At 51.1% G+C, this 26324-nt stretch carries 24 protein-coding genes; 11 read left to right on the top strand and 13 right to left on the bottom strand.

The window, feature by feature from the left end:
- Window positions 1–7: 7 nt before the first annotated feature.
- From AC3WQT_RS11995 to AC3WQT_RS11975, 5 genes are all read right to left on the bottom strand, one after another.
- Window positions 8–841 carry a hypothetical protein gene (locus AC3WQT_RS11995; RefSeq protein ID WP_492704135.1) on the bottom strand — a complete coding sequence of 278 codons (834 nt, stop codon included), beginning with the start codon at window positions 839–841 and terminating at the stop codon, window positions 8–10.
- A gap of 215 nt (window positions 842–1056) precedes the next feature.
- Window positions 1057–1863 carry a LytR/AlgR family response regulator transcription factor gene (locus tag AC3WQT_RS11990; RefSeq protein ID WP_492704133.1) on the bottom strand — a complete coding sequence of 269 codons (807 nt, stop codon included), beginning with the start codon at window positions 1861–1863 and terminating at the stop codon, window positions 1057–1059.
- Between the two features lie 45 nt (window positions 1864–1908).
- A complete protein-coding gene (locus AC3WQT_RS11985) occupies window positions 1909–2793 on the bottom strand; it encodes a sensor histidine kinase (RefSeq protein WP_492704131.1) in 885 nt (294 codons plus the stop codon).
- 37 nt (window positions 2794–2830) lie between these two features.
- The gene (locus AC3WQT_RS11980; protein ID WP_492704130.1) at window positions 2831–3088 is read right to left on the bottom strand and encodes a hypothetical protein; all 258 of its coding nucleotides are present in this window, start codon (window positions 3086–3088) and stop codon (window positions 2831–2833) included.
- Window positions 3089–3378: 290 nt separating this feature from the next.
- Complete coding sequence (locus tag AC3WQT_RS11975; protein WP_492704129.1) at window positions 3379–4014, bottom strand: ATP phosphoribosyltransferase regulatory subunit; 636 nt, start codon at window positions 4012–4014, stop codon at window positions 3379–3381.
- Between the two features lie 700 nt (window positions 4015–4714).
- On the opposite strand from AC3WQT_RS11975, the gene AC3WQT_RS11970 reads away from it, so the two are divergent.
- From AC3WQT_RS11970 to AC3WQT_RS11960, 3 genes are all read left to right on the top strand, one after another.
- Complete coding sequence (locus AC3WQT_RS11970) at window positions 4715–6961, top strand: M9 family metallopeptidase (protein ID WP_492704128.1); 2247 nt, start codon at window positions 4715–4717, stop codon at window positions 6959–6961.
- A gap of 222 nt (window positions 6962–7183) precedes the next feature.
- Window positions 7184–7558: a VOC family protein gene (locus AC3WQT_RS11965; protein WP_492704126.1), complete on the top strand. Its 375-nt coding sequence runs from the start codon at window positions 7184–7186 to the stop codon at window positions 7556–7558.
- Between the two features lie 196 nt (window positions 7559–7754).
- The gene (locus tag AC3WQT_RS11960) at window positions 7755–8267 is read left to right on the top strand and encodes a hypothetical protein (protein ID WP_492704125.1); all 513 of its coding nucleotides are present in this window, start codon (window positions 7755–7757) and stop codon (window positions 8265–8267) included.
- Between the two features lie 33 nt (window positions 8268–8300).
- Here the strand turns inward: AC3WQT_RS11960 and pyk are convergent, their stop codons facing one another.
- From pyk to gcl, 5 genes are all read right to left on the bottom strand, one after another.
- Window positions 8301–9725 carry a pyruvate kinase gene (pyk, locus tag AC3WQT_RS11955; RefSeq protein WP_492704124.1) on the bottom strand — a complete coding sequence of 475 codons (1425 nt, stop codon included), beginning with the start codon at window positions 9723–9725 and terminating at the stop codon, window positions 8301–8303.
- Between the two features lie 83 nt (window positions 9726–9808).
- Window positions 9809–11077, bottom strand: a complete 1269-nt coding sequence (locus AC3WQT_RS11950) for a glycerate kinase type-2 family protein (protein WP_492704123.1) — start codon at window positions 11075–11077, stop codon at window positions 9809–9811.
- A 273-nt stretch (window positions 11078–11350) separates the two neighbouring features.
- Window positions 11351–12238, bottom strand: coding sequence for a 2-hydroxy-3-oxopropionate reductase (gene glxR / locus AC3WQT_RS11945; protein ID WP_492704122.1), 888 nt, complete (start codon window positions 12236–12238; stop codon window positions 11351–11353).
- A gap of 41 nt (window positions 12239–12279) precedes the next feature.
- Window positions 12280–13059: a hydroxypyruvate isomerase gene (gene hyi, locus AC3WQT_RS11940; RefSeq protein ID WP_492704121.1), complete on the bottom strand. Its 780-nt coding sequence runs from the start codon at window positions 13057–13059 to the stop codon at window positions 12280–12282.
- Between the two features lie 110 nt (window positions 13060–13169).
- Window positions 13170–14945 (bottom strand): glyoxylate carboligase, encoded by a 1776-nt coding sequence (gcl, locus tag AC3WQT_RS11935; RefSeq protein WP_492704120.1) that lies wholly within the window; start codon window positions 14943–14945, stop codon window positions 13170–13172.
- 283 nt (window positions 14946–15228) lie between these two features.
- Here gcl and AC3WQT_RS11930 point away from each other — a divergent pair, with 283 nt between their 5' ends.
- The 5 genes from AC3WQT_RS11930 to AC3WQT_RS11910 all read left to right on the top strand — a co-directional run bounded on the left by AC3WQT_RS11930 (window position 15229) and on the right by AC3WQT_RS11910 (window position 20023).
- Window positions 15229–16137, top strand: coding sequence for a LysR family transcriptional regulator (locus AC3WQT_RS11930; protein WP_492704118.1), 909 nt, complete (start codon window positions 15229–15231; stop codon window positions 16135–16137).
- A 269-nt stretch (window positions 16138–16406) separates the two neighbouring features.
- Window positions 16407–17645, top strand: a complete 1239-nt coding sequence (locus AC3WQT_RS11925; RefSeq protein ID WP_492704157.1) for an NCS2 family permease — start codon at window positions 16407–16409, stop codon at window positions 17643–17645.
- Between the two features lie 147 nt (window positions 17646–17792).
- Complete coding sequence (locus AC3WQT_RS11920; RefSeq protein WP_492704117.1) at window positions 17793–18260, top strand: GNAT family N-acetyltransferase; 468 nt, start codon at window positions 17793–17795, stop codon at window positions 18258–18260.
- Between the two features lie 34 nt (window positions 18261–18294).
- Window positions 18295–18615, top strand: a complete 321-nt coding sequence (locus tag AC3WQT_RS11915) for a hypothetical protein (RefSeq protein ID WP_492704116.1) — start codon at window positions 18295–18297, stop codon at window positions 18613–18615.
- Between the two features lie 7 nt (window positions 18616–18622).
- Window positions 18623–20023: a hypothetical protein gene (locus tag AC3WQT_RS11910; RefSeq protein WP_492704115.1), complete on the top strand. Its 1401-nt coding sequence runs from the start codon at window positions 18623–18625 to the stop codon at window positions 20021–20023.
- Here the strand turns inward: AC3WQT_RS11910 and AC3WQT_RS11905 are convergent.
- A complete protein-coding gene (locus tag AC3WQT_RS11905; RefSeq protein ID WP_492704114.1) occupies window positions 20020–20943 on the bottom strand; it encodes a LysR family transcriptional regulator in 924 nt (307 codons plus the stop codon). The two genes, AC3WQT_RS11910 and AC3WQT_RS11905, sit on opposite strands and share 4 nt — an antisense overlap.
- Before the next feature lie 182 nt (window positions 20944–21125).
- Between AC3WQT_RS11905 and AC3WQT_RS11900 the strand changes: the two genes are divergently transcribed.
- The 3 genes from AC3WQT_RS11900 to AC3WQT_RS11890 all read left to right on the top strand — a co-directional run bounded on the left by AC3WQT_RS11900 (window position 21126) and on the right by AC3WQT_RS11890 (window position 22935).
- Window positions 21126–21557: a PaaI family thioesterase gene (locus AC3WQT_RS11900; RefSeq protein WP_492704113.1), complete on the top strand. Its 432-nt coding sequence runs from the start codon at window positions 21126–21128 to the stop codon at window positions 21555–21557.
- Window positions 21558–21632: 75 nt separating this feature from the next.
- Window positions 21633–22148, top strand: coding sequence for a flavodoxin family protein (locus AC3WQT_RS11895; RefSeq protein WP_492704112.1), 516 nt, complete (start codon window positions 21633–21635; stop codon window positions 22146–22148).
- Complete coding sequence (locus tag AC3WQT_RS11890) at window positions 22138–22935, top strand: arylamine N-acetyltransferase family protein (protein WP_492704111.1); 798 nt, start codon at window positions 22138–22140, stop codon at window positions 22933–22935. The genes AC3WQT_RS11895 and AC3WQT_RS11890 overlap by 11 nt, the downstream gene beginning before the upstream one ends.
- 234 nt (window positions 22936–23169) lie before the next feature.
- On the opposite strand, the gene dbpA is transcribed toward AC3WQT_RS11890, so the two are convergent.
- Together dbpA and AC3WQT_RS11880 are read right to left on the bottom strand one after the other, a co-directional pair.
- Window positions 23170–24555 carry an ATP-dependent RNA helicase DbpA gene (gene dbpA, locus AC3WQT_RS11885; protein ID WP_492704110.1) on the bottom strand — a complete coding sequence of 462 codons (1386 nt, stop codon included), beginning with the start codon at window positions 24553–24555 and terminating at the stop codon, window positions 23170–23172.
- Between the two features lie 144 nt (window positions 24556–24699).
- On the bottom strand, window positions 24700–26316 hold the full coding sequence (locus AC3WQT_RS11880; RefSeq protein WP_492704109.1) for a DUF4214 domain-containing protein: 1617 nt from the start codon (window positions 26314–26316) through the stop codon (window positions 24700–24702).
- Window positions 26317–26324: the final 8 nt, after the last annotated feature.

Here is a 26324-nt window from a genome sequence, read left to right as displayed (position 1 = left end):
TGCTAACTCAAGCTGCGATAGCTGCTCTGAGTGCACTTCTTTCTTGTTCAGTAAAATCCAGGGTAGTTAAATCATCATTGAGCATGACGACATGTGGCGTGCCAACGAGCCTGACTGCCAGTGCCATATCTTGTTGATGTGGCAGGAACAGGGGAGCCTCCTTCTTGCGCATGATATGACGAAGTTTTTTCTTCGTGCCATCTATATCGGTTTCAAAAAATACTGTGCGTCCGTTTTGTATATCTTTGACTTTAACCATGACCGGCTGTATGCCTGGCTTGCTTTTAATCACGCGGTTAAACAGATGGCTTAGCCAGGCGGCGTACATGCAACCGAAAAACATGAAACCGAACAACAGGGTAAAAGTCAGTATCATGAAAAAGCGGTTGGTGATATGTTCAGTCGCCATTGTGGTCGTAATCATGCTGGGGTTGGATCTGGACCTGACAGCTTCAGTGGACATGGATGGCTGGAAGCTGACAAACCAGAAACTGTGCTTGATCTCTTGTGCTACGCTGTCTTGTGGTGTTGGCAGGTAGCGGATTTTGACATCGCAGTCGATAAAGATGACTTTGCGGCTCTTGCAGCTACCATGAATTTCTGCACGTTCATCCACGACAGGGTCCTTGGATACCTTGTAGTCATACAAAAAATCCGGCACCGTCATATAGATCAGGCCGACCAGAAAAAGCAGCCCGACCATGGACAGGCCTATCAACATCAGCACCCCCTGTTTCCCGGTTGCGAGTATCTGCATGCGTCGTTTGGGAAAGACACCGCTGATGGACGCAAGTTGTGCTTCCGCAGTAGTACCGCGTGTTTGAAATTGTGTCTGGGACATGTCCGGCTTTCCTGGCAGTATAAAGATACTTCTGTACGCAAATTCGCAAGCGGGAAGTATCTGAAAATCAGATGGACCGGGGTAGGATTATTTCAATTTTTTACACTCAGATTATCAACTTGAAACTGTGATTATCATTCAGCAACCAGTATATTTGCCGGTGACCGAATGGAAAAGTGTCAGTGTTGATAAATCGGCCCTGAAAAGGCCAGTTACTACATTTGCTGGAATAAATGCGTGTGATTGCGGCTGACTTCCAGTTTTTCTGTATGACCTTTCAGGCCTATCAACTGGCGGCCGCGGAAATCGCGGGTGACTTCGGCAATCGCAGAGACGCGCACCAGGGTGGAGCGGTGTATGCGCCAGAATTCTTTGGGGTCGAGTTCGTCTTCCAGCTCTTTTAGTGATTTGCGTATCAGGTATTCAGCTTGCTCGGTTTGTACCAGGGTATATTTTTCGTCAGAGCGGAAAAACAAGACTTCCTTGGTGCTGACCATGCGCAGGCTGCTGCCTACGCTGGCCTGTATCCAGCGCAGGTATTCGCGCTTCTGGTTTTGATGCTGCATTAACTGCGTCAGCATTTGTTCAACCTGTCTGGCCTGGTCGTTGGCGGCATTCGCGGGCCCGGATTTTTCTTGCTGACGCTGTTGTAATCTTTCTTGCAGGCGCTGGCAAGTGCCGGCCAGCCTCTCGGCCTCTACCGGTTTCAGCAGATAATCCATGGCACCGCGCTCGAAAGCCTGTATCGCATATTCATCATAAGCAGTCACAAACACCACCAGCGCCTGCTTGGCCAGGATGCTGGCGGCTTCAATGCCATTCTTGCCAGGCATGCGTATGTCGAGAAAGATAATGTCAGGGTGCAGTTCTTCTGCCTGTTCTATAGCCACTATGCCATTCGCGGCTTCGGCAATGATGGATAAGTCTGGCCACACTTGTTGCAAGCGTGCGCGTAGCTGGTCGCGCATCGGGCTTTCATCATCGACTATCATTGCTGTTGCCGCAGTTGCTAATGCTGACATGCTCATACCTGATGTTGGATTGTGGAATGAATAAGAATAGTATTGTTATTGCTTTGTGTCTACAGGCACAAGTATGCCGACGACTGCACCACCCGCTTGCGGTGCTTCAATCACCAACTGCGCCTTGCCTGAGTACAGCACTTTCAGGCGCTCACGTATATTCGTCAGACCCATGCCATCGTCGGCATGCATGTCAAAGCCCATGCCGTTATCACTGACTTCCACCAGCAATTGCCCATCGACTTTTTTTGCCGTGATGCGGATATGCCCGCCTGTGGTCTTGGGTTCCAGGCCATGCTTGATGGAATTTTCCACCAGGGTTTGTATCATCATCGAAGGAAAAGGCAGGAATTCCAGCTCAGATGGTAAGTCTATATCGTAAGTAAGACGTTCCTGCATGCGTGCCTGCATGATGTTCAAATAGGCGCGGCACATCTCCATTTGCTGGCCCAGCTTGCCATTACCCTTGTCGCGCATTTGCGGCATGGCCGAGCGCAGGTATTTGATCAGGTGCTGGTGCACGATGGTGGCTTGTGCAGGATTGGTTTCTATGAGCTGACCTATCAAAGCCAGGGTGTTGAATAAAAAGTGTGGCTCTATCTGCGCCTGCAAGGCTGCCATCTCTGCTTCCAGCAGTCTGCGTTCCAGTGCTTCAACATCGGCGCGGGTTGCTGCCGCAGTGGCGGCGATCTCTGCACTACGCTTGCCGCCCGCCAGGCTCTTGATGATGAAAGAGGCGAACACCAGTGCAGGCATCAAGCCACCCAGCCCCAGGGCACCTCCTACTATCATGGCGACCAGCGAGATGCCCAGTAAAGATGACCAGGGGACTACGGCCAGCCAGTCAAAGAACTTCCACCAGACCACTGTCACCGTATCGGTGATATCCATGATCAGGTCGAGTACCTTGTTATCGTCGCGATGTTTCATACTAACTTTCCATGCGCCGCTTATCGTTCAAAGCGGCTTATTCAGTTTGTGGATTTGTTGCTGTCTTATCTTTGTCAGCAAACAATTTGACGATGATAGCGCCAAATACCAGGCCATTCGCCAGTGATGATAAATGCAATATGCCGCCAGTGATCAACGTCAGCAAAGAAGTCAGCAAGAGTTTTTTCCAGGATGCCTTCAATACCCAGTCAAAAGCTTCGCGGCCTACATATGTCATTGTCTCTGCCAGGTTTTTGACAAAGTCCAGTACTGGGTTGTTGTTTGTGCTGTTCATGTTATCGCTCCTGTTAGTTGTTGTTTCAACGGTGACCAAAGTGGTGTTTTCTGTTTTTTCGTTTTTTTCTATTCCAGAATTCATTTTTCTCTCCTGTTTGCTGGATGACTTACTGCATCCATGTAGGCAGAATAGCAGGCACTTTTATCAGGCCACAGTCTCTTGCGACTAACAGTATCTTGCTATGGTCCAACGGTCATTTTGGAGGATAAATGGGAGACATTTATTCCTCGTTGATAGCAGAGACTTGCTACCCAGGCAGCAGACAAGCCTCTTTCTACGTGAAGATTTTATTTTTTACATAACATCAGCCTGTCAAAACCCAGGCCGAAGCCTATGCCTTGCTTATAGCTGCCACCGCCGACAACCTGCTTTTGTGCACCCAGGCCAGGGACGGAGATTTCAAAACCGGCTTCTGTGTAATAGTCCAGGCCACGCTTGACAGCGGTAGCAACCTCATAGCCATCGGTTTTTAAAGCCACCATTTGTTCAGCCATAGCCAGCAGCTCTTCACGACAGCCTGGATTATCAGGATTGATGATTTCCACCCCAAACTGGAAGAATTCACGGTAACGCCCTTCCTGTGGTTTTTCATACCGCCAGCAGCGTTCGAAATACCAGAATTTTTGATTTTTCTTTTGCTTGAAGTGTTTATCGGCAAGCAGTTGTACCGTCGCTGTAGCCTCGGGGCGCAAGCACAGTGATCTGCCTTTTTTATCGGGGAAGACATACATCTGCGACAGCACTTCAGGGCCTGCCTTGTTGACATAAATATTCGCTGGTTCCAGCGAAGGCAACATGATTTCGTTAAAGCCGTTCGCCTCAGCAATTGCGATCAGAGCATTCAAGAGCCGGCGTCTTTCTTTAACTTCGTCACCTATCAGAATACGTGTACCACGGCTTTGTTCTTCTATTCTTAATTCCATATTTCACTCCATCACTGCATTGCAACATACCTGCCGGACAAGAGCATTGTGCCCTGGCGTCAGCAGAAATAAAAAAGCCCTCTGTGCAGGCTGAGAGGGCTTTCTTAGTGATGGGGCTTAACATTCATCCAAGCAATAGCTCTCCCAGCCAGCGATGTGACTGATGTTGAGATGCATGAAAAATGGATGTAATAAAAGAGTTCATGCCTTGAGCATAAAGTTGCTGACAGCCAATGTCAACCGTATAAACAAGTTGAAAATGAAAAGTTTTTTCGTGACTTAAGAAAATTTTGTTCTGTTACGTCTAATTACAACTTTTCAAAACATTATTCTTTCCAATCAATCACTTGCACCGCTAAAATTCCGCGCTTGCTAACAAGCACCCAATTTTATGGTTTTGTTAATTTCGACCTAGATATTTATAAAATATATTACTAATATATTTCAACCAAATCATAAGCAAATTTAGTCAATGCGATTTGGTAATGCAATGTCCGACGCTAATTAATAGGGAGTGTTCAGGCATTGAGACATGGAAGCAGCGGCATGCAGATGCATGTCTGCTGCTTCTACATATATGGGGCTGGTAAAAACCTTCTTCAAGTCATTCAGGCGGCGATAGTTTACAAGCTATCGAATGAAAAAGCCTGAAGGGGATGGTATTGCCTGAAGCTCTTAAACAATCAGGGAGACGTTTTACATGTTATATCCAAATAAAATAGCAAGCATGGCGGGAGTATTGGCTCTTAGTTTCACGGGGTTCACGCAATTGGTTCACGCTGCAGATGCGGAAGACCATACGCGCTTGAAGCAAGCACCCATGCCGCATCAAAGGCAGAGTTTGCCGCCAACGGCAGAACAAAAGAAATTCAATTTGCCACCAACGAACGCAGCACGCCTGGATCTGGGCATCGTCAATAAACAAAAAAACCTGATGGCGCCACCACCATCGGATGATTGCAAAAACATGGCAACCCTGGCTGGTTATAGTGGCGACGCACTGGCCACTTACATTGTCAACCTGCCGAGCTATGAATGCCATTACGGCTTGTTTTCGCTGAATGCTACTGATGCAGCGAAAGTGTATTCACCAGCCAATTTCACTGCAGTCATCAATCGCTTTGCACAAGAAGCGGCGAACTACAATGCCACCAATATGGCCTTGGTCAACCTGATCATTTACCTGCGCGCCGGTTACTATCTGGCTGGCGGCAACACGATACCGGCACCATCGGCGAATTATCTGACCAGCATGCGCGGGCCTATCAAACAACTGGTGGATGGCAATCAACTGTTCAAGACCAATACGGTCGGCCCAAGTACGGCAGCTGAAACCTTGAAACTGGTGACCAACCTGCATGATGAAGCCTATTACCTGTCCAGCGTAAAAAACATCGTCACACGTTATACCAATACTGCATCTAACCCGGCAGCCACAGATGCGCTGAAGTCATCCACCGTTGCTGATGCTTACACGGCCGCGCTGACTATTCTCTTCTACGGTCATTCACGTCCGGATGCCTTGGCTATCTTGCGTAACGATATATCCTACGCGACGGCACTGAATAATTTTGTCGTCAATAACAAGGCCGCATTGCTGGGCACCAGCCTCGAATACCAGCTCAGCGATACCGAGAATGAAGCCTTCCGTTTCATGCAGTATGCCAACCTGCAGCCTACGGTCAAGCCTATGGTCAAGTACCAGCTCAGCCATTCGACCATGACAGGTAACGACAGCATGTTGTGGCTGAACGCGGCATCTGCGGTCAAGTACTATGACAATGCCAATTGCGCAGAATACGGTACTTGTAATTACGAGACCACGCTGGCTAATAACATTCTCAAAAACAACTACACTTGCAGCCCCAGTCTGAAAATCCGTGCCCAGGATATGACTACGGCACAGATGCAGGATTCATGCTCCATGCTGGCAACCGAGGAAAATTATTTCCACACCATGTTGCAAAGCAAGCGTCAGCCAGTAGCAGGTGACGGCAATACGGCGCTGGAAGTAGTGGTGTTTGATGACTACACCAACTACAGCAAATACGCATCCATACTTTATGGCATTGACACAAACAATGGCGGCATGTATCTCGAAGGTGACCCTGCTGTTGCAGGTAACCAGGCGCGTTTTGTTGCGCATGAAGCGTCCTGGCTGCGTCCGACATTCCAGGTCTGGAATTTGCAACATGAATATGTCCATTATCTCGATGGCCGTTTCGACATGAAAGGTGACTTCGGTGCTGGTACTGCCAAGCCTACAGTCTGGTGGATAGAAGGTATAGCCGAATACCTGTCATTAAAAAACAATAACCAGAAAGCCATAGACGCAACCAGAACAGGCACTAACTATAAGCTCAGCCAGATTTTTGGCAATACTTATTCCATGTCTGATTATGTGACACGTGCCTATAACTGGGGCTACATGGCAACCCGCTTCATGATGGAAAAACACCGCAGTGATGTTGATGCTGTCATCGCCAAGTTCCGTGTCGGTGATTACGATGCTTACCAAACCTATATGAACAATATAGGTACACGTTACGACAATGAGTTCAGCACATGGATGACTACAGTCACTACTGCAGGCGAACCACCATTGCCAGTCGATAACAGCCTGCCAGATTGCCCGGCCGGTAGCTATCTCGCTAAAAACTGCGTGAAGCGTAATTTTGCTTCCAGCACGCAAGCCTACACCTACATCATGGTTCCTGCTGGCGCGAAAAACCTGAAGCTGACTACCAGCGGCGGTACCGGTGACGTGGATTTGTATGTCTCTGTGGATAAATATCCAAGCACGGGTATCTACGACTACGGTTCAGTCAAGAGCGGCAATGATGAAAGCGTCACCATCGCCAATCCAGTTGCCAATCGCTGGTACTACATCATGCTCAACGCCAGACAGAGTTTCTCTGGTGTGAGTGTGTCTGCAACTTACGACTGATAGCGGCAAACTGAAATCTCGCAAACAAGGCTTACACAAAACGGAAAGCCACCTATAAAAAGCAAATGAGTGTTGGGACAGACATCTTGGATGTCTGTCCCTTTTTTGTTTTTACCAGAAGGCACACCAAGCAGTGCGGTCAACATCCTGTTTTTTTGCTATCCTTTATGCATCCCTGAGTTCGATCAGGAAAACGGAATAAACAAGTCACAGGAGATCAAGATGCATAAAAGTCGATTGGCATGTTTTGTGATTGATTGTCAGGTGGATGATATCGACCCGGGAGCCAATTTCTGGGCTGGGGCCTTAGGTTACGCAGCAGGGGATGCGGACGACAAATACGTCGTTCTTGATGCCACTCCCACTGGCCCGAAAATGTTGTTGCAAAAGGTGGAGCACCCCAGCCGCATACATCTCGACATAGAAACCGACAACAAGGAAGCAGAAGTACAGCGCCTGGAAAAACTCGGTGCCAAAGTCGTCAAGATCATGGAGCGCTGGATCGTCATGGAAGCGCCAACCGGGCACAGGTTTTGCGTCGTCAATCCGCAGCGTCCGGATTTCCATACAGCCAGCGATGTCAATGTCTGGGAGTAATGCCGGTGACGGTATTGTCATTCAATTCTAAAAAACAAGGATAAACATGGGTGTTGCTCAGGCAGGACTGGTTTTCAGGCGTACAACTGCTGCCAATGATTTACCGTCATTGATAGCCGCTTTGTGCAAGTCAAATGCGCTGCTGATACCATATCCAAACTTCAGGGATTTTGACATACGACGCCATGATGACATCATGGTCCAGAATTTTGGAGATGTATGTTTTATCAGTAACAACGACCTGGTCTGGGACTATCTGGAAGATCAGGAAAAAGATGTTACTGAACTGTATAAAATCCTGGGCTCGCCGGATGAAATACTGATCTTCTGTCACTATGAATCGGGTGGCAGTTTTGGCTATGCATTGATAGAGCAGGGACAGAGAACGCGGTCGCGCTTGCAAACAACCGGGGTACCGCAACTGCCACCCCTGATGGAGAGGGGTACTCCCAAGGATTTTGAGAACCTGTGGTTATCAGCCAAATACTATCTGGAAGAAGATGATGAGGTTCCGCCGGAAGAACGTCACAAAGTCTATTATCAGGGTGACAGGGAAATCGAAATCTATGAATACGGCCTCACGTCGCGCATGCTTTATGAAGCCTTGCAAAAGTACTTTTCAGTTTGTCCTTGGGAGACGGATCTTGAACCGGAATACCATTTTTTCAAACTCACAAAAGAAGAAAAAAAGTGGTGGAAATTCTGGTGAGATGAATTCAAATACCGCCACTTCACAAACTATCTAATGTTGCGGCCAGATCTCGGCTATGCGTAGTAAATTGGTAGAACCTGGTTGACCAAATGGCACGCCAGCAGTAATCGCGATTTGCTCACCGACTTGTGCCAGGCCTTCTTGCCAGGCCGTGCGGCATGCGGTGGCGACCAGTATGTCTTCGTTCGGTACAACATCGCTGACGCTGGAATGCACACCCCAAACCAGCGCCAGACGACGTGCTGTTGCCAGTTTGGGTGTGATGCTGAGTATCGGCGCCATTGGCCTTTCACGTGCGGCACGCAGGCTGGTATGGCCGGAGGTGGTATAAGTGACAGTAGCAACTGCACCCACTATCTGCGTAACTTCGCGCAGTGCAGCGCAGATGGCATCGCCCTTGTTATTTTGCGGTGTTTCATGCTGGGCGGCGATCATGTTTTTATACAAGGGGTCACGCTCGACTTCCGAGATGATGCGGTCCATGATCTCAACCGCTGCGACCGGGTGGGCACCACTGGCCGATTCTGCCGACAGCATGACTGCATCTGCCCCATCATAAATCGCGCTGGCGACATCAGATGCTTCGGCGCGGGTGGGCACGGGTGCGGCTATCATGGACTCCAGCATCTGGGTAGCGATGACTATGGGTTTGCCATGGCTGCGGCAGACGCGCAGTATGCGTTTTTGTACACCGGGTACGCGTTCTGGCGGCAACTCCACCCCCAGGTCACCACGTGCCACCATGATGGCATCGGACACGGCGACGATTTCTTCCAGCCTGTCTAGCGCCGCCGGTTTTTCCAGCTTGGACAATACCCCCGCACGTCCTGCGACCAGGGCTTTGGCTTCTGCCACATCTTCTGGCCTTTGCACAAAGGACAGGGCTATCCAGTCTGCGCCCATATTGAGTGCAAATTCCAGGTCGCGTTTATCTTTTTCAGTCAGTGCCGGTATAGGCAAGACCGCATCGGGCACATTCACCCCCTTGCGATCAGACAGTGCGCCGCCATTGATGACGCGGGTGCGTATCATGCTTGCATCACTGTCCATGACTTGCAGGCGCAGCTTGCCATCGTCAAGTAATAATGATTGCCCTGCAGTGATGACGGCGAACAATTCAGGATGTGGCAGGCAAACCCGGTTTGCATCACCTGGTGTGCTATTGCTGTCGAGTATGAATTCCTGTCCGGCTGTCAGGATCACTCTGCCAGCACTGAATTGCCCTACCCTCAGTTTTGGCCCTTGCAGATCCGCCAGGATGGCGATGGGGCGGCCCAGTTCTGCCTCGATCTCACGCACGATATTGCAACGCTGTTGATGGTCGGCATGGCTGCCGTGGCTGAAGTTGAAGCGGAATACATCAGCACCGGCTTCAAACAATGCCTTGATCATTTCCCTGCTGCTGCTGGCAGGACCCAGGGTGGCGAGAATTTTGGCTTTACGGCTGCGGTTCATGGCTTGCTTTCATTTGTTAAAGACGACAGCCGTCCTGGTGCGCTGCACCCTGTACTTGCTGTCATTGAATGTTTAAGTGCGGCCTACAGTATGAGGATGGCGCGGAAGTCGTTGACGTTGGTACGCGTAGGACCACTGACGACGAGGTCATCGAGTGCGCTGAAAAAACCATAGCCGTCATTGTTTTCCAGCAGGCTGCGGGCGCGTATCTGCTTCGTTGCAGCGCGGGCGGTGGAATCCGGCGCATACAGTGCCCCGGCATTGTCTTCCGAACCATCTATGCCGTCAGTATCACAGGCGATGGCGTGGATATCTGCGTGGCCGTCGAGTGCTACTGCCAGGCTCAGCAAAAATTCTGCATTGCGGCCACCACGTCCCTTACCACGTACGGTGACGGTGGTTTCACCGCCTGAAATAAGCACGCAAGGCTTCTGGAAAGGCTGGCCATGTCTGGCAACCTGCTTTGCAAGGGCAGCATGTACCAGGGCAACATCGCGTGCCTCACCTTCTATGCCGTCCGACAGGATATAGGGTGTGATACCTGCTGCACGTGCCGTGGTTGCTGCGGCTTCGAGTGCTTCCTGTGCAGTGGCGATGACATGGTGGCTATGGCCTTCAAAACGGGCATCATCCGGTTTGGGTGTTTCGCCCTTACCACTTTCCAGATGCTGCAAAATCTCCGCAGGAATGGCGATGTCGTATTTGCGCAAGATTGCCAAAGCTTCTGCACAAGTGGTGGCATCGGGCAGGGTGGGGCCGCTGGCGATGATGCCGGGTTCGTCACCGGGCACGTCGGATATCAGCAAAGTCACTACCCGTGCCGGCGCGCAAGCCAGTGCCAGGCGGCCACCTTTGATGGCCGACAAATGCTTGCGCACGCAATTCATCTCTGAAATTGCCGCCCCGCTTTTCAGCAGTGCCTTGTTGATGGCCTGTTTCTGTTCCAGGCTGATGCCATCTGCAGGCAGGGCCAGCAAGGCTGAGCCGCCGCCAGAGATCAAACAGAGTACAAGGTCATCCTTGCTCAGGCCTTGCACCATATTCAAAATACGCGCGGCAGCCTGCTTGCCTGCTTCATCAGGTACAGGGTGGGCAGCTTCCACCACTTCTATCTTGCGGCAGTCTGCACCATGGCCGTAGCGGGTGACGACGAGACCTGCGAGTTCACCCTGCCAATGATCTTCCACCACCTTGGCCATGGCAGCCGCGCCTTTACCGGCACCGATGACCAGAGTACGACCATTGCTTGGTGGTGCTGGCAAGAAAGCGGGCAGGCATTTCTCTGCGCTGACGGCGGCGACGGCGCTGGAGTAGAGGTCGAGCAAGAACTGGCGTGGGGCTAGAGTGGTCATTTGGGGCTTTCTTGAAACGGGTGATGCCAAGTAACTTCATAGGTTGGGTCCGGCCTCGTAGGTTGGGCTATGGTTTACCAGCCCAACACTGGGCCTTTGATCAACTCATGCGTCATTGAAATGCCGAGTGTTGGGCTGATGAAGCGTAGCCCAACCTACGAGTAAATTCATTTGCGTGAACTACTGAATACTAATTTCAATTCAAGTATGCCTTCAAACCGCATAGCACCAAGTGAATTTTTTTCGTGCATCCACAATGAAGACTGACAACGATCAAGCCTTGGCAATCTCATGATTCGACATGATCTCTATCGCCCGGCACAAAGCCGAATGATCAAGACCGCGCATGCCGTTGGCGGAACAGGCATTCATCAATTCCTGCGCTGTTGCGGTATTTGGCAAAGATACACCCAAAGCTTTTGCCCCTTGCAAAGCCAGGTTCAAGTCTTTTTGATGCAGTTCTATCCTGAAGCCGGGGTTGAAAGTGCGCTTGACCATGCGTTCGCCATGCACTTCGAGTATGCGCGATGCGGCAAAGCCACCCATCAATGCCTGCCTGACTCTGGCTGGATCAGCACCGGCCTTGGATGCAAACAGCAGGGCTTCAGCCACGGCCTGTATGTTCAGGGCAACGATGATCTGGTTGGCAACCTTGGTGGTCTGGCCATCACCATTGCCACCAACCAGGGTGATGTTCTTGCCCATCAATTCGAACAGGGGTTTGACCTTGTCAAAGGCAGCGTCAGAACCACCGACCATGATGGTCAGGCTGGCAGCCTTGGCACCGACTTCGCCACCGGACACTGGAGCATCCAGGTATTCGCATTTCAGGGCATTGATTTTTTTTGCAAAATCCTTGGTGGCAATCGGCGAGATGGAACTCATATCGACCACGATCTTGCCAGCTTCGAGGCCAGCAGCAACACCGCTCTCGCCAAACAGCGCCGCTTCTACATGCGGTGTATCCGGCACCATGATGATGATGATGTCAGCACGCTTGGCGACTTCTTCGCCCGAAGTACACACCGTGGCACCGCGTTCTATCAATTCAAACGGCGGGTTCTTGATGTCGTGCAAATACAGCTTATGCCCACCCGCCTGCAAATGCCCGGCCATAGGTGCGCCCATGATACCCAAACCTATAAATCCAATTTTAGCCATGATAGTTCCTGATAATGTTGTAGTTGTTTGTTTAAGACATCTCAAAGACCGTGCGATTTAATCCAGTCGAGCCCAGCCACAGTGCCGTTCTGCGGTTTGTATTCGCAACCTGCCCAGCCTTGATAACCCATGTCGTCCAGTGCAGCGAAGACAGTGTGGTAATTGATTTCGCCTGTGCCAGGTTCAAAGCGCCCTGGGTTGTCGGCCAGTTGTATATGTTTGATTTTGCCCAGATGATTCTTGATGGTATTGATCAACTCACCTTCCATGCGTTGCATGTGATAGATGTCGTATTGCACAAAGATATTGTCTGAACCGGTGGCGTGTATCAAATCCAGTGCCTGCTGTGTACCGGATAAAAAGAAACCAGGTATGTCGAAGGTATTGATGGCTTCGATGAGCAGGCTGATATTCGCGGCTTTCAGTTTGTCAGCCGCGTAGCGCAGATTACCAACCAGGGTTTGCTCTGCTTCTTCTTTACTGACATTTGCCGGACGTATGCCGACCAGGCAATTCAGTTGCGTGACATTCAAGGCTTTTGCATAAGCGATGGCGATATCCACACCCTGACGGAATTCATCGACACGGTCAGGGTGGCAGGCGATACCGCGTTCACCTGCTTCCCAGTTACCTGCGGGCAGGTTGTGCAATACCAGTTGCAGATTATTTTCCCGAAGTTTTTCTGCGATCTGTTTTACTTCAAAAGCATAGGGAAACAAAAATTCCACAGCCTTGAAACCTGCCTGCGCGGCGGCGGCAAAGCGGTCGAGGAATGCATGTTCGGTAAATAACATGCTGAGATTGGCGGCCAGTCTGGTCATCGCATATCCTTGTAGATGAGTGACCGTAAGCCTCCCGCAGCCAGGCCACGGGAGTCTACGGGGCACCGGGCGGGGAGGCCAGGTACCTGAAAGGTTTGTATCTGTTTTAATTAATCGAGCAGGGCGATGGCAGTGGGTGCATGACCATCTTCCGTCGCCAGCTCTTCAAATTCATTGATATTGCTGATCTCGGTGCCCATGGCGATATTGGTCACGCGTTCCAGTATGATTTCAACGACCACAGGCACGCGGAACTCTTGCATCCAGCGCTGGGCCTGGGCAAAGGCATCCGCAATGGCACTGGGTTCGGTCACACGTATGGCCTTGCAACCAAGGCCTTCGACCACGGCGATGTGATCTACCCCGTAACCATTCAGTTCTGGTGCATTGATGTTTTCAAAAGCCAGTTGCACGCAATAATCCATGTCAAAGCCGCGCTGCGACTGGCGTATCAAACCCAGGTAGGAATTGTTGACGACCACATGCAGGTAAGGCAGTTTGAATTGCGCGCCGACGGCCAGTTCTTCTATCATGAACTGGAAGTCATAATCGCCGGAGATGGCGACAACTTGCCTCTGCGGATCCGCAGCGCAGACACCGAGTGCTGCCGGTATGGTCCAGCCCAGCGGGCCAGCCTGGCCACAATTGATCCAGTGACGTGGGTAATATACATGCAGGAATTGCGCAGCCGCGATTTGTGATAAACCGATAGTGCTGACGTAGCAGGTTTCACGGCCAAGGGCCTTGTTCATTTCTTCATAGACGCGCTGCGGCTTCACCGGCACATTGTCAAAATGCGTGCGGCGTAACATGGTGCGTTTGCGCTCCTGACACTCTGCTACCCAGGCAGAACGGTCTTTGAGCTTGCCTGCGGCTTTCCATTCTCTGGCGACATCGATCAATAGTTTTAAAGCAGCACCTGCATCAGAGACGATGCCAAAGTCCGGGCCAAAGACGCGACCGATTTGCGTGGGTTCTATATCGATGTGGACAAATTTCCTGTCCTTGGTAAACACATCAATGGAGCCGGTATGCCGGTTGGCCCAGCGATTACCTATGCCCATTGCAAAGTCAGATGCCAGCATGGTGGCATTGCCATAGCGATGGCTGGTTTGCAAACCGACCATGCCCACCATCAAAGGGTGATCATCAGCTATCGCACCCCAGGCCATCAGGGTAGGTATGACAGGCACGCCAGTCAGTTCGGCAAATTCCACCAGCAAATTTGCAGCATTGGCATTGATGATGCCGCCACCAGCGGTAATCAAAGGACGCTCAGCCTGGTTCAACATGTCCAGGGCTTTTTCTATCTGGGCACGGCTGGCCTTGGGTTTATACACTTCCAGCGGTTGATAGGTATCCGGGTCAAATTCTATCTCGGCCATTTGCACATCGAATGGCAAATCAATCAGCACCGGGCCTGGGCGGCCAGAACGCATGATGTGAAAAGCTTGCTGGAATACCATGGGCACGAGCGCCGGTTCGCGTACAGTCACCGCCCACTTGGTGACAGGCTTGGCGATGGATTCGATATCGACAGCCTGGAAGTCTTCCTTGTACAGACGCGCCCTTGGTGCCTGGCCAGTAATGCAGAGTATGGGTATGGAATCTGCCTGGGCAGAATACAGACCGGTAATCATGTCCGTACCCGCCGGGCCGGATGTGCCTATGCAGACGCCGATATTGCCAGCCTGGGCGCGGGTATAGCCTTCTGCCATGTGAGAGGCACCCTCAACATGACGCGCCAGTATGTGCTTGATGGTGCCCTGCTTCTTTAACGCAGCATAAAACGGGTTGATCGCAGCACCCGGCACCCCAAATGCCTGATGCACGCCTTCTTTTTCCAACACATAAGCCGCCGCTTGCGCAGCCGTCATCTTTGCCATTTCGTTCTCCAGTTTTGCTATTAGTCGTGTGTATGCAGATGTTGAAACACATGCTAAAGGCAAAACCCCAGCGTGATAAGACGACAAATTCTCGCTTTATTCGATACTTCAAGTATGGAATAATAAAACCATCTCAAGATTTTTCTGTGCCCCTTTGTGCCTCAGTGGTGTAGCAAGGAATTCGAGTGGCATGCCACTCGCTTGCGAAACGAAGACTTCTTGCAAGAAGTCTTTTCCTCCTCTGTGGTGAGAGGTTTTCATGCCAAATTCACATGGATAAACCATGGACAAACTCACCCAAATCGAAGCCTTCGTCGATGTCGTTGAAAAAGGCAGCCTGGCCCGCGCCGCCCTGGGCCAGAACATCACCCCGGTCATGCTGGGCCGCCGCATCGATGCACTGGAAAAACGCCTGGGCGTCAAACTTATGCACCGCAGCACCCGCCATCTGACGCTGACAGAGCAGGGTACGGTCTACCTCGATCATTGCCGCAAATTGCTGGCTGACCTGGGTTATGCCGATCAACTGGTATCCGAGGGACGGCACAAGGCTACCGGCCATCTTATCGTCTCAGCACCTGCCGCTTTCGGGCGCAAGCACGTGGCACCGCATGCGCCGCAATTCGTCAGGGCCAATCCAGCCGTGCAGATTTCCTTCAACCTGACAGACAGGGTGGTCGATCTGATACGTGAGGGTTATGACCTGGGCATACGCATAGGCGGCAATATTGATCCCAATTTTGTTGCCGTAAAACTGGCCAGCAACCGCCGTGTGGTCTGTGGCACGCCAGCCTATTTTGAGCGGCATGGCATACCGCGCACACTGGAAGACCTGGCGCAGCACAATTGCCTTGCCTTCAACTTGCAGGGCGGACAACAGCGCGGCTGGTATTTCCAGCAAAACGGCAAGCCTGTGACCATCAAGGTCGCTGGCAATCTGGATTGCAATGATGGTGAATTACTACACCGCTGGGCTTGCGAAGACCTGGGCCTGGCCTGGCGTTCTTCGTGGGAAATACAGGCGCAATTGATTTCTGGTGAATTGATTACCGTGCTCGATGATTATGCCTTGCCACAATACGATATCGTTGCTGTGTATCCGCAGCAACGGCATTTGCCTGTGAAGACGCGTTTTTTTATTGATGCTTTGAAAGCAATCTACGCGCAGCCAGATTATTGGTTAAAGAGTTAATGAAAACCATACACATATTCAAATTCAAATAGCATCTATAGATATTCCTCAGCTTGGACTTTGAAAAAATTAGGATATCGTCCTTTCACAAATTCTAATTATGTTCAATTGGTATATCCAAAATTGAGGAGACAAACGTGTTAACTTCCGAGCAAATTCCGGCTGCACAAGATAGCAACAGGCCCGTTAGCCACAGCCCTGCGCAGCTTTCCTTTCTCGACAAATTTTTCAAGCTAAGAGAAAACGGTACCGATGTACGTACAGAATTACTGGCGGGTCTGACGACCTTCCTGACCATGGCTTATATCATTTTCGTCAACCCGTCGATATTGGGTGACGCAGGCATGCCCAAGGACGCAGTCTTTGTCGCCACCTGTCTCGCCGCCGCAATCGGTACCATGATCATGGGCCTGTATGCCAACTATCCCATGGCGCTGGCACCGGGCATGGGCCTGAACGCCTACTTTACTTATGCCGTCGTCAAGGGCATGGGCATACCATGGGAAGCGGCGCTGGGTGCTGTCTTTATCTCCGGCTGCCTGTTTGTCGCAGTCAGCGTATTCAAATTGCGTGAGATGATCGTCAATGGCATACCGCGTTCCATACGTACCGCCATCACGGTGGGTATAGGCTTGTTCCTGGGTCTGATCGCACTGAAAAATTCCGGCATTGTGGTTGCCAATCCTGCCACCATGGTGGGTATTGGTGACTTGCACAAGCCACAGCCCATTTTGGCCATACTGGGTTTCTTCCTCATCGTGGCGCTGGACCGCTACCGTATCAAAGGCTCAATCCTGATCGGCATCCTGAGTGTGACGGTATTGAGTTTCTTCTTTGCCGGTAATACTTTCAACGGTGTTGTTTCCATGCCGCCTTCCCTCGATCCTACCCTGTTCAAGCTGGATATCATGGGAGCACTTTCCGTTGGTATCCTGAATGTCGTACTGGTATTTTTTCTGGTGGAATTGTTTGATGCAACAGGTACCTTGATGGGCGTTGCCAGCCGTGCCGGTTTGCTGGTCAACGGCAAAATGGAAAGACTGAACAAGGCACTGCTGGCTGACAGTACGGCCATCGTCGCAGGCTCTTTTTTGGGCACTTCCAGTACTACCGCTTACATAGAAAGCGCGGCCGGTGTGGAAGCCGGAGGCCGTACAGGTTTGACAGCCGTGGCTGTTGGCCTGCTGTTTCTGGCCTGTTTGTTTATTGCGCCGCTGGCCAGCGTAGTTCCATTCTGTGCTACCGCTCCAGCCCTGTTCTATGTGTCTTGCCTGATGTTGCGTGAACTGGTTGAAATCGACTGGACAGACACCACAGAAAGCGTACCTGCCGCCATCACCGCTTTGTTGATGCCTTTTACTTATTCGATTGCAACCGGTGTAGCATTTGGCTTTATTGCATTTGCTGTCCTGAAATTGTTGAGTGGACGTGCCAAAGAAGTCAAGATCATTGTTTGGGCGATAGCTGCAATATTCCTGTTCAAATTCGTTTATCTCGGTGCAGGTTGAAGCAAGTATAAAACGACGCTACAACTGAAGACAGCGCAGGAAACTGCGCTGTCTTTTTTTGCGATATTTTCGATGAAATACAGAACCATATAATATTTGCTGCATACTCCATCATATTGTAGCGAGAGGACCAGGAATGGAGTAAACATGGTAGTCGTAAGACGTGCGGGTGACGCAGATAACCTGCAGATACGCAAGCTGGTACAGGCATCACTTGCAGATTTCAATCTGGTGGTTGAGTTTGATGGTCTTGATGCCGCCATAGGTTCAGCGGGTTTGCCTGTCAGTAAAAATCTCATCGAACTGGTTGCCGAATTTGATCAGCAGGTTTGCGGCTGCATCGCCTTGGAAGCCATAGCAATGGTAAATGCGCAAGAAGCAAAAGTGTTTGGTTTTCATGTCGATCGCCGTTATCGTGGCAAAGGCATAGGGCGCAGCTTGTTGACAGCATTGATGTCGGAAGCGAAACAAAGGGGTTTGAAAACCCTGTATCTCGATACCTGGGACAACATGCACAGCGCCATCCGTCTTTATGAGTCTCTGGGCTGGATGCCAGCCCCTGACCCTGCGCCTGAATCAGGGGCAAACCGATCCTATGTTTTTACTATCAGTTGAGTTAGCATGAGCAGATTATGCGATGAGGTGAAACATGAGCGATGCACAGGCCGAATATGGCAAACTGATCAATAAACTGACGACAACAGCCTTGGCAGAACCTGGCCAGATGTTTGGCAAGGCCTGTCTCAAAATCAATGGCAAAGCTTTTGTCGCATTGCATAAAGAGACGGTGGTATTCAAATTGACAGGGGATGCTCATGCGAAGGCGATTGCACTGAAGGATGCGGTTTTGTGGGACCCATCAGGCAAAGGTCGCCCCATGAAAGAATGGGTGGTACTGAATACAACGCATGGCAAGAAATTCCCTGCGCTCGCACAAGCCGCGCTTGAGTATGTGCAGTCCCTGGCCTGAAGTGACAATGAAAAAATCTCTAACTCCATTTTTGTTACTTGCCGCTGGTCTGCTCTGTGATAATGGGTATGCCTGTGAGACGCGTTGGGTTCATGGCTCCTGGGTCAATGTCCGCGCCAGACCTGAAGCCAATGCAGAAGTGCTGACGCATCTGGTGGCAAATACCCAGGTGCAAATGGATGCCGCTACATCCACTGCCAAATTCTGTGCCATTGCCTGGGGCGAAGGGCAGCAGGGTTTTATTGCCTGTAATTTATTGGGTGACAAGGCTTTGCGATTGGAAGACTTTGTCGATAGCTATGACCGCACCAGTGAAAGCACGAATTATTTCCCGACGCGCGCTTTCTGGATGGCCCCCAGCTTCAGGCGTTTGCAAGATGCCGGTTCCTACTTCCAGGAAACCATGCTCAGTCCACAGCAAAAAGCACTGGAAACTGTAGACAGCAAATTTGTCTGGGAAAAACGGCCAGTGCTCAAGCGTTTCCCCATACCTGAATTTGAAGCGATGAAGCAGCACATGATGGCCGGTGTCATCGAACCAGCTTCACCCCATTTCAAACCACCGGCTCCTTGGGAAGAGTTATTGAAGCTGGCCAAGTCAGAAGAAATACCGGGAAAAAAGACAGCAGATGCCACTATCCGTTTGCATTCGTCCCTGTTTTATACTGGCGTGCTGGTCATGTTACGACAACTGACTTTACCTGCAGCGGTACCCTCATATTTCAAATCACTGGATGAACTGGGCAGGCCTTCTGCCAATCCCGAAGAAATATCCAGGCAATACCAGGTACCGTATGCGATCAAGCCTGTCAGCGGTCCTTATTGGGATAACTATGAGCCTTCAGGCATCAATGTGATAGGTTGGTGGGACCTGGGTAAGGTCGATGTATTCCTGCAAAAGCCTGTTGTCAAAAATATGTTGATGTTGAATGGCCGCATCAAATCGGTAAGCTCGGATTTGAAATACAGTTTGGGAGTGGATAGTTGCAAACAGGGTTTTCGTTTCATAGGATCTGAAGATCAACCTGAACCTGTAAAGAGCCTGGAGCAAAGAAGACTGGAAAGTTTGCAAGCCAAGGCCAAAGATGAAGCAATGCTGTATTTTTATACCCGCAGCGAACTGTCAACCTTGCATGGTCCGGCAAAAGTAACGACGCAAGCACCTGTCAGGCTGCAATACGATAGTAAGGCGAAGTCGAATACCTTCGAGCATTTTTCGCAGGCCAGCATCACCAGCATAGATATTGACAAGGATGGCATCGCTGACTTTGCCATCGCAGAAGCGTGGCATCGCGGGGCCATGCTGGAAAGTGCCGTCCATCAACCTGCTTACAGAGTGATATTTGTCAATGCAGGCGGGCGCTGGTATTTGTTTGATATTGATCAGTACTTCATGTGTGGATGTTAAAACCGGTGTTGTAGCAGTCCCTCTGCCAGAAAATCAAATACCGTCCTTATGCGTTTGCTGGATTTGAGTTCGCGGTGCGTGGTCAGCCATATTGGCAGGGATGGCAGTTCCTGTTCGACCAGTACTTGCTCCAGATCCGTATGTCGTTCTGCCAGCCAGCGCATGGCAACCCCTATGCCCAGACCTTGCTTTAGTGCTTGCCAGTTGACCAGATGGTTATCGCAACGGAAATCAAAGAAACTGCGGTCTATTGGTATGCCTGCTGCACGGAAGCCGCTGATAAACTGGTCAGACTGATCCAGACCCAGCCAGCGAAATTTTTTCATCAGCGCCAGTGGAGTATTCTGACCAGACGTCAGCAAGCTGGGCAGGCCCGCCAGATAATCTCTACGTCCATAAAAACCTATCGGCCAATCCGTCAGATGCCGGGTAATCAGAGCTGACTGCGCTGGCATGACCATGCGTATGGCGATGTCGGCCTCACGTTCCAGCAGGTTACTGATCTGATTGCTCGCCACCAGTTCTATCTGGATTTCCGGATGCTGTTGCGCCAACTGGTGCAGTAAGGCTGGCAAGACAAAGCCTGACACCATTTCACTGGCCGTGATCCTGACCGTACCTTGCATATCGTGATTTTGCGTTGCGGCGGCCATGCCCAGTGATCGTGCTGCTGCCATCATATGGCGTGCAGGTTCGACCAGGTTTTCACCTGTGGGTGTCAGCTTCAAGCCACGTGCCACCCTTTCAAACAAGGCGGCACCTATACTGCTTTCCAGCTCGGCGATCTGGCGCGACAATGTGGGCTGGCTCAAGCCCAACACCTCTGCTGCCCGTGTCAGCGAGCCCTGTTCGACCACAGCGACAAAACTGCGTATCAGGTTCCAGTCAGTCTGGGTTGGATCGAATGCAGGCTTGGACATGTTTATTCCAGTTTTTAAAATAGGCAAGTTTGCATACGATCCATGCTCTTATATGGATCGCAGATGCATGATCTTAATTGAAAACATCGCCATGATGTCCTGGTTTTAAGGTAGTCAAGGCATGATCAGCAAATGCATGAATCCGGGTTTATACTGCGTTCATCTTTTCTCCAGGTAACGATATGAACAAGCAAAACTTCTTTTGGCAGATACAGGCAGGTGAGCTGCCAACTCCAGCGGCTGCAAAAACGCTGGGCATACGTTTCACGCAGATAGATGCAGCGGCGGGAACGATAGAAACCGAGTTCCAGGCCAGGCCGGAATTTACCAATCCGGCTGGCAATATCCAGGGAGGTTTTCTGGCAGCCATGCTGGACGATAGCATGGGCCCGGCGCTGGCAGCGACTTTAGCCGCAGGGGAATTTGCCCCTACCCTGAATCTGAATGTGTCTTACCTGCGGGCAGCCAAGGTTGGCCTGATACAGGGCAAGGCACGCGTGGTCAAACACGGCAAGGACATTTGCTTTCTAGCTGGCGAGTTATATCAGGATGGTCACTTGATCGCTACTGCAACGGCAACAGCCATGGTGCGCAATATGGCGGTGCAGGCCTGATCTGCAAGAAATGCAAGAATTACCGTAGCGGAGTATATTAAAGACTTTCTTCCCTGCCCCTGGCTCTTCACATCCATGTCTGAAACCCGCACCGTCATCATCGTTGGCAGTTCCAGAAGCACAGGTAATACTGCTGAACTGGCGATTGCCGTTGCCAGCAAACTCCGGGCCAGCGTCATCGATCTCAATCAATATCAGATCGCGCCCTTTGATTATGAATTCAAAAACCAGGGCGATGATTTCATGAGCTTGATGAGGCAGGTACTCAGCTTTGACCGCATCATACTGGCGACCCCCATGTACTGGTATGCCCCCAGCGCCATCATGAAAACCTTCATGGACAGGATTTCTGACTTGCTGAAAATCGAAAAAGACCTGGGACGGCAATTACGTAGCAAGAAGGCAGCCTTGCTTGGCACAGGTTGTGATGCCACCCCTGCAGCTTGCTTTGAGCAAGTCTTCCAGCTTACTTTCGATTATCTGGGTATGGCATATCAGGGCATGTTGTATGCGAGTTGTGAAGATGGATTCATCCATGCCGAGCATATGCTGGCCATAGAAAGATTTACGGAGACTTTGCATGCTGAATGAAACGCAAGTCAATGCCTATCTGCACAGACTGGCATATCAGGGACCACGCGCTGTCAGCCTGGCGACGCTGACAGCTTTGCATCACGCACATCTGCAACAGATTGCATTTGAAAACCTTGATATCAGCCTGGGCAAGAAACTGGATTTATCGACGGATGCCTTGCTGGATAAATTATTGCAGCAGGGCCGTGGCGGTTTTTGCTATGAGCTGAACCAGGCTTTTGCCCTGTTACTGGAGACACTGGGATTTACCGTCAGCCGCTTGTCTGCGCGTGTGCATAATGGCAAAGACTACGGACCAGACTTTGATCACATGCTGTTGCTGGTGCGTGTGGATGGACAGGATTATCTGGCCGATGTGGGTTTTGGTGATTGCTTCCGTACGCCCCTGCAATTAGGTGGCGAGGGTGTGCATGAACTTGGTCTGCATTATTATCTGCTTGCAGATGGCGAGCATCATTATGTCCTCATGCAGGCTAAGGATGGTGGTGCTGGACATGCGCAATATCGCTTCAGCTTGCAGGCTCATGCGATAGAAGATTTTTTTGAAATGTGTGAATACCAGCAGACTTCAGCTTTATCGCATTTTACGCAGAAATCGATTTGTTCGATCGCGACTTTAGGGGGGCGTGTCAGCATGTCGAATAACAAATGCATAGTCACAGATAGTATCGGGCGGCACGTGCATACAATACATGGGGAGGATGAATACAGGGCTTTGTTGCTCGAGTATTTTGGGATGAGCTTGGCGGGGGATGTGGATATTGGGAAGTTATTGGTGAGGTAGACGTAGGGAGTCATCTCTTAGCCCACTTACAATCTCATTAACGTCATTCTGCGTGCTTTTGGCAGGAATCCACCGGGCTGGCGCTCCAGCGGCACTCCTGGCACGTCGTGGAGTTAATTAATTTCAGGTTTGTGTTTCTTATGTACCTGATTTTCAAATACCGGCATTTGGTAATTTACTAATGCTGGCCGGGGGTAGCCCGGCAGCTACTCCCTTTTCTTGTCTCCGTCGCAATCAATCAATAATCCGCATCCTGAATTGCCTGCCCTTGATATTGGTACGGCTCAGCCTGTCCACAGTTTTTTCAGCGACCTGCCTGTCGATGGCGACATAAGTCACAAATTCCGAGACATTGATTTTACCTACCTGTTCTTTTTTCAAACCGAGGTCAGCAGTCAGCGCACCGAGTAAATCGCCGGGGCGGAGTTTGTCTTTTTTACCGCCCATGATGCAGATGGTCATCATCGGGGCTTGCAAGTCTCTTTCCGGGCCAGCTTCGAGGGCGTGGATGTCGCCCCAGTTGGCTGGCTCGCCCTGATATTCTTCTATCAGTTTTACCCACTTCTTTTCACCCGGGGTGGCCAGGCTCAGTGCCAGGCCTTTTTCGCCGGCACGGCCAGTGCGGCCTATGCGGTGGATGTGGACTTCAGTATCTTTGGATACATCGACGTTGATGACTGCACCCAGGGTTTGTATATCGAGACCGCGAGCGGCGACGTCGGTGGCGACCAGGACGGAGCAACTCTGGTTGGCGAAACGTATCAGCACTTCATCACGATCGCGTTGTTCCAGGTCGCCATGCAAGGCCAGGGCGCTGATACCCTGGGCGTGCAATTCTTCTGTCAGTTCGCGACAATGGATCTTGGTGTTGCAAAAAGCAATGGTGGAAGTCGGCTGGTAATGATGCAGCAGGGTGGCGACAGCGGTATTGCGCCCTTCTGGCGTGACCAGGTAAAACAATTGCTCGATATGATTGGCGGCATGCTGGGATTCAACCTTGATCTCTACCGGGTCGCGCAGCAGTTGCTCGCTGGCCTGGCGTATATCGTCCGGGTAGGTGGCCGAGAACAGCAGGGTTTGCCGGCGTGTTGGTGTGGCGGCGACGATATCGTAGATATCGTCATAAAAGCCCATGTCTACCATGCGGTCGGCTTCATCCAGCACCAGGGTTTGCACGGTTTTCAGGTTGATCGTGCCACGGCTGATGTGGTCGATCAGGCGGCCAGGTGTGCCGACCACGATATGCGCGCCATATTCGAGCGAGGCAATCTGTGGGCGCATGGCGGTGCCACCGCACAGGGTGACGATCTTGACGTTCGGCATGGTCCTGGCCAGGCGGCGCAATTCATTGGCGACCTGGTCAGCCAGTTCACGCGTCGGGCATATCACCAGGCCCTGCACGGCAAAATAAGTGGGATTGAGCTTGGCCAGTATGCCCAGCCCAAAGGCGGCGGTCTTGCCGCTACCGGTCTTGGCCTGGGCGATCAGGTCTTGCTGTTGCAGGATCACGGGCAGGCTGGCTGCCTGTATCGCTGTCATTTCCTTGTAGCCCAGGCTGTCCAGATTGGCGAGCATGGGGGCGGATAGCGGCAGCGTATTGAAGGCGGTGGATTCTGACATGGGGTGTATTTCTGTATGAAGACGACGACAGCAGGCCGCTCTTTCAAGAGCAGCCCGGCGGATATGTCGTCATTGTAGGGTAAGCTGTCGCCAGCGTGGCGGGCTTTGAGGTATGAAAGACTGAAAGTGGCTATTACTGTGTGTTTATGCAGGCCAGACCAGGTATTCAATGCCATTTTGTATAGAACCTATGACCAGAGCCTGGTTTTCGGCACTCTCACAAAAGCTGGCAAGCGCACCGGCGGCAGTAATTTTATTGGTATTAAGCTGATCCAGCCAGTAATTGAAACCGGCCTGGTCGGGTGCGCGGTGCAAGACATTCTGATAAAAATTGGTGACAAGCACGGTATTCGTGGGCTTGGTGCCATACAGTTTCTGGAATTCAGCCGACAGCATGAAGCCCGCCGCCACAGTCGTCAGGCTGGAACCATGGTCCATGTCATTGATCCAGTAGCCCAGCCCCTTCAAGTCGGGTTTGCGGTCAAAGGCGGCCTGGTACAGGCGGTAAGCTTGCCCGGCTATGCCGTTGATATCGAGAGCGATGTTTTCGTCGGTGAAATGCAGGCGCTCTACATTGATCAGGTTGTCTGTCCCTTCGGTGCCGGACCTGGCTTTGACGAGGGTGGTACCGCTGCTGCTGGTGACAGTGTAATTAGTGTGCACACCGCCGTACATGGCCATGTCCATTCCCGCACCGCCATCAATGCTGTCGTTGCCACTGTTACCGGTCAGGACATTACTGAGTGCGTTTCCTATCAGAGTATCGTCGCCTGCACCGCCCACGGCATTTTCTATGTAGGCACCTATGGCGATACCTAGATTTCCTACACCATTGTAATTCGGCACAAACCCACCTGTATAACCCGGAGGATTTGGTTCAGACAACATCCTGATATCAGAATAATGCCCATCAATCAGATCAACCTTGCAGCCCAGGGTGAAATTGACAACGGAAATCGTATCATTGCCACCTGCATCCCAGATGGTTTTCAGGAAAGGCTTGTTCGGATCAAAGGTGTAAACATCATTCCCGGTTTTATAGGACATGTTGACACCATACAAGAACTGCATGGCGGCGATGTCGAGAACCATGGGAGTCTCGGGCACGACGTCGATATAATGGAAATCAGGCTTACCGTTGGCACCGTAAGTAATAGTGCGGAACACATCATTGCTGATGTCGGTATAGGACATGATGGTGTATTTGCGTGTGTCAACTTCACTTGGCAAGGTTACACCGTCTTCAAACGGGTGTTTCAAACCCAGACTGTGTCCTATCTCATGCATGATTCCCTGATAATTATAAGAACCCACGGACCAGTCGGTATCCTTGGCTGCCGAACTGTCACTGGATATCCAGATATCGCCACCACGTGGATAATTGCCAGATGGATCATAAGCCCAGCCCCAGGCTTTACTACCGGCACTGGTGCTGTCGCTTGCTGAAGTCCAGCCTACACGTATGTCGCCAGCGCTGGTGGCGGTATCCGGTACTTCCGCAAATTGTACGTTCGCAACGTTGGACCAGGCTTGCATGGCTGTCCTTGTGGCCTGCTGCTGGGCTGAATTCAAGGCAAAATGATAAGTCGCGTCAGGTTCATTGGTGCTGGAATAGGTGCCCGAATTATTGCGCCCGACAAAAGTCGAGCTGCCATAGGTCCAGGGAAAGCTATATGTCAGCGTTACACCGCTATGTAATGAAGTGCCCCATTTTACGCCGGTCAACAGGGCATCAAGTCCGGTGATTCCGGTAAGTGGCACGCTGATTA

Source organism: Undibacterium sp. FW305-107, assembly GCF_058788535.1.
The sequence above is the reverse complement of the archived record's forward strand: the minus strand, read 5'-3'. Positions and strand labels throughout refer to the sequence as shown.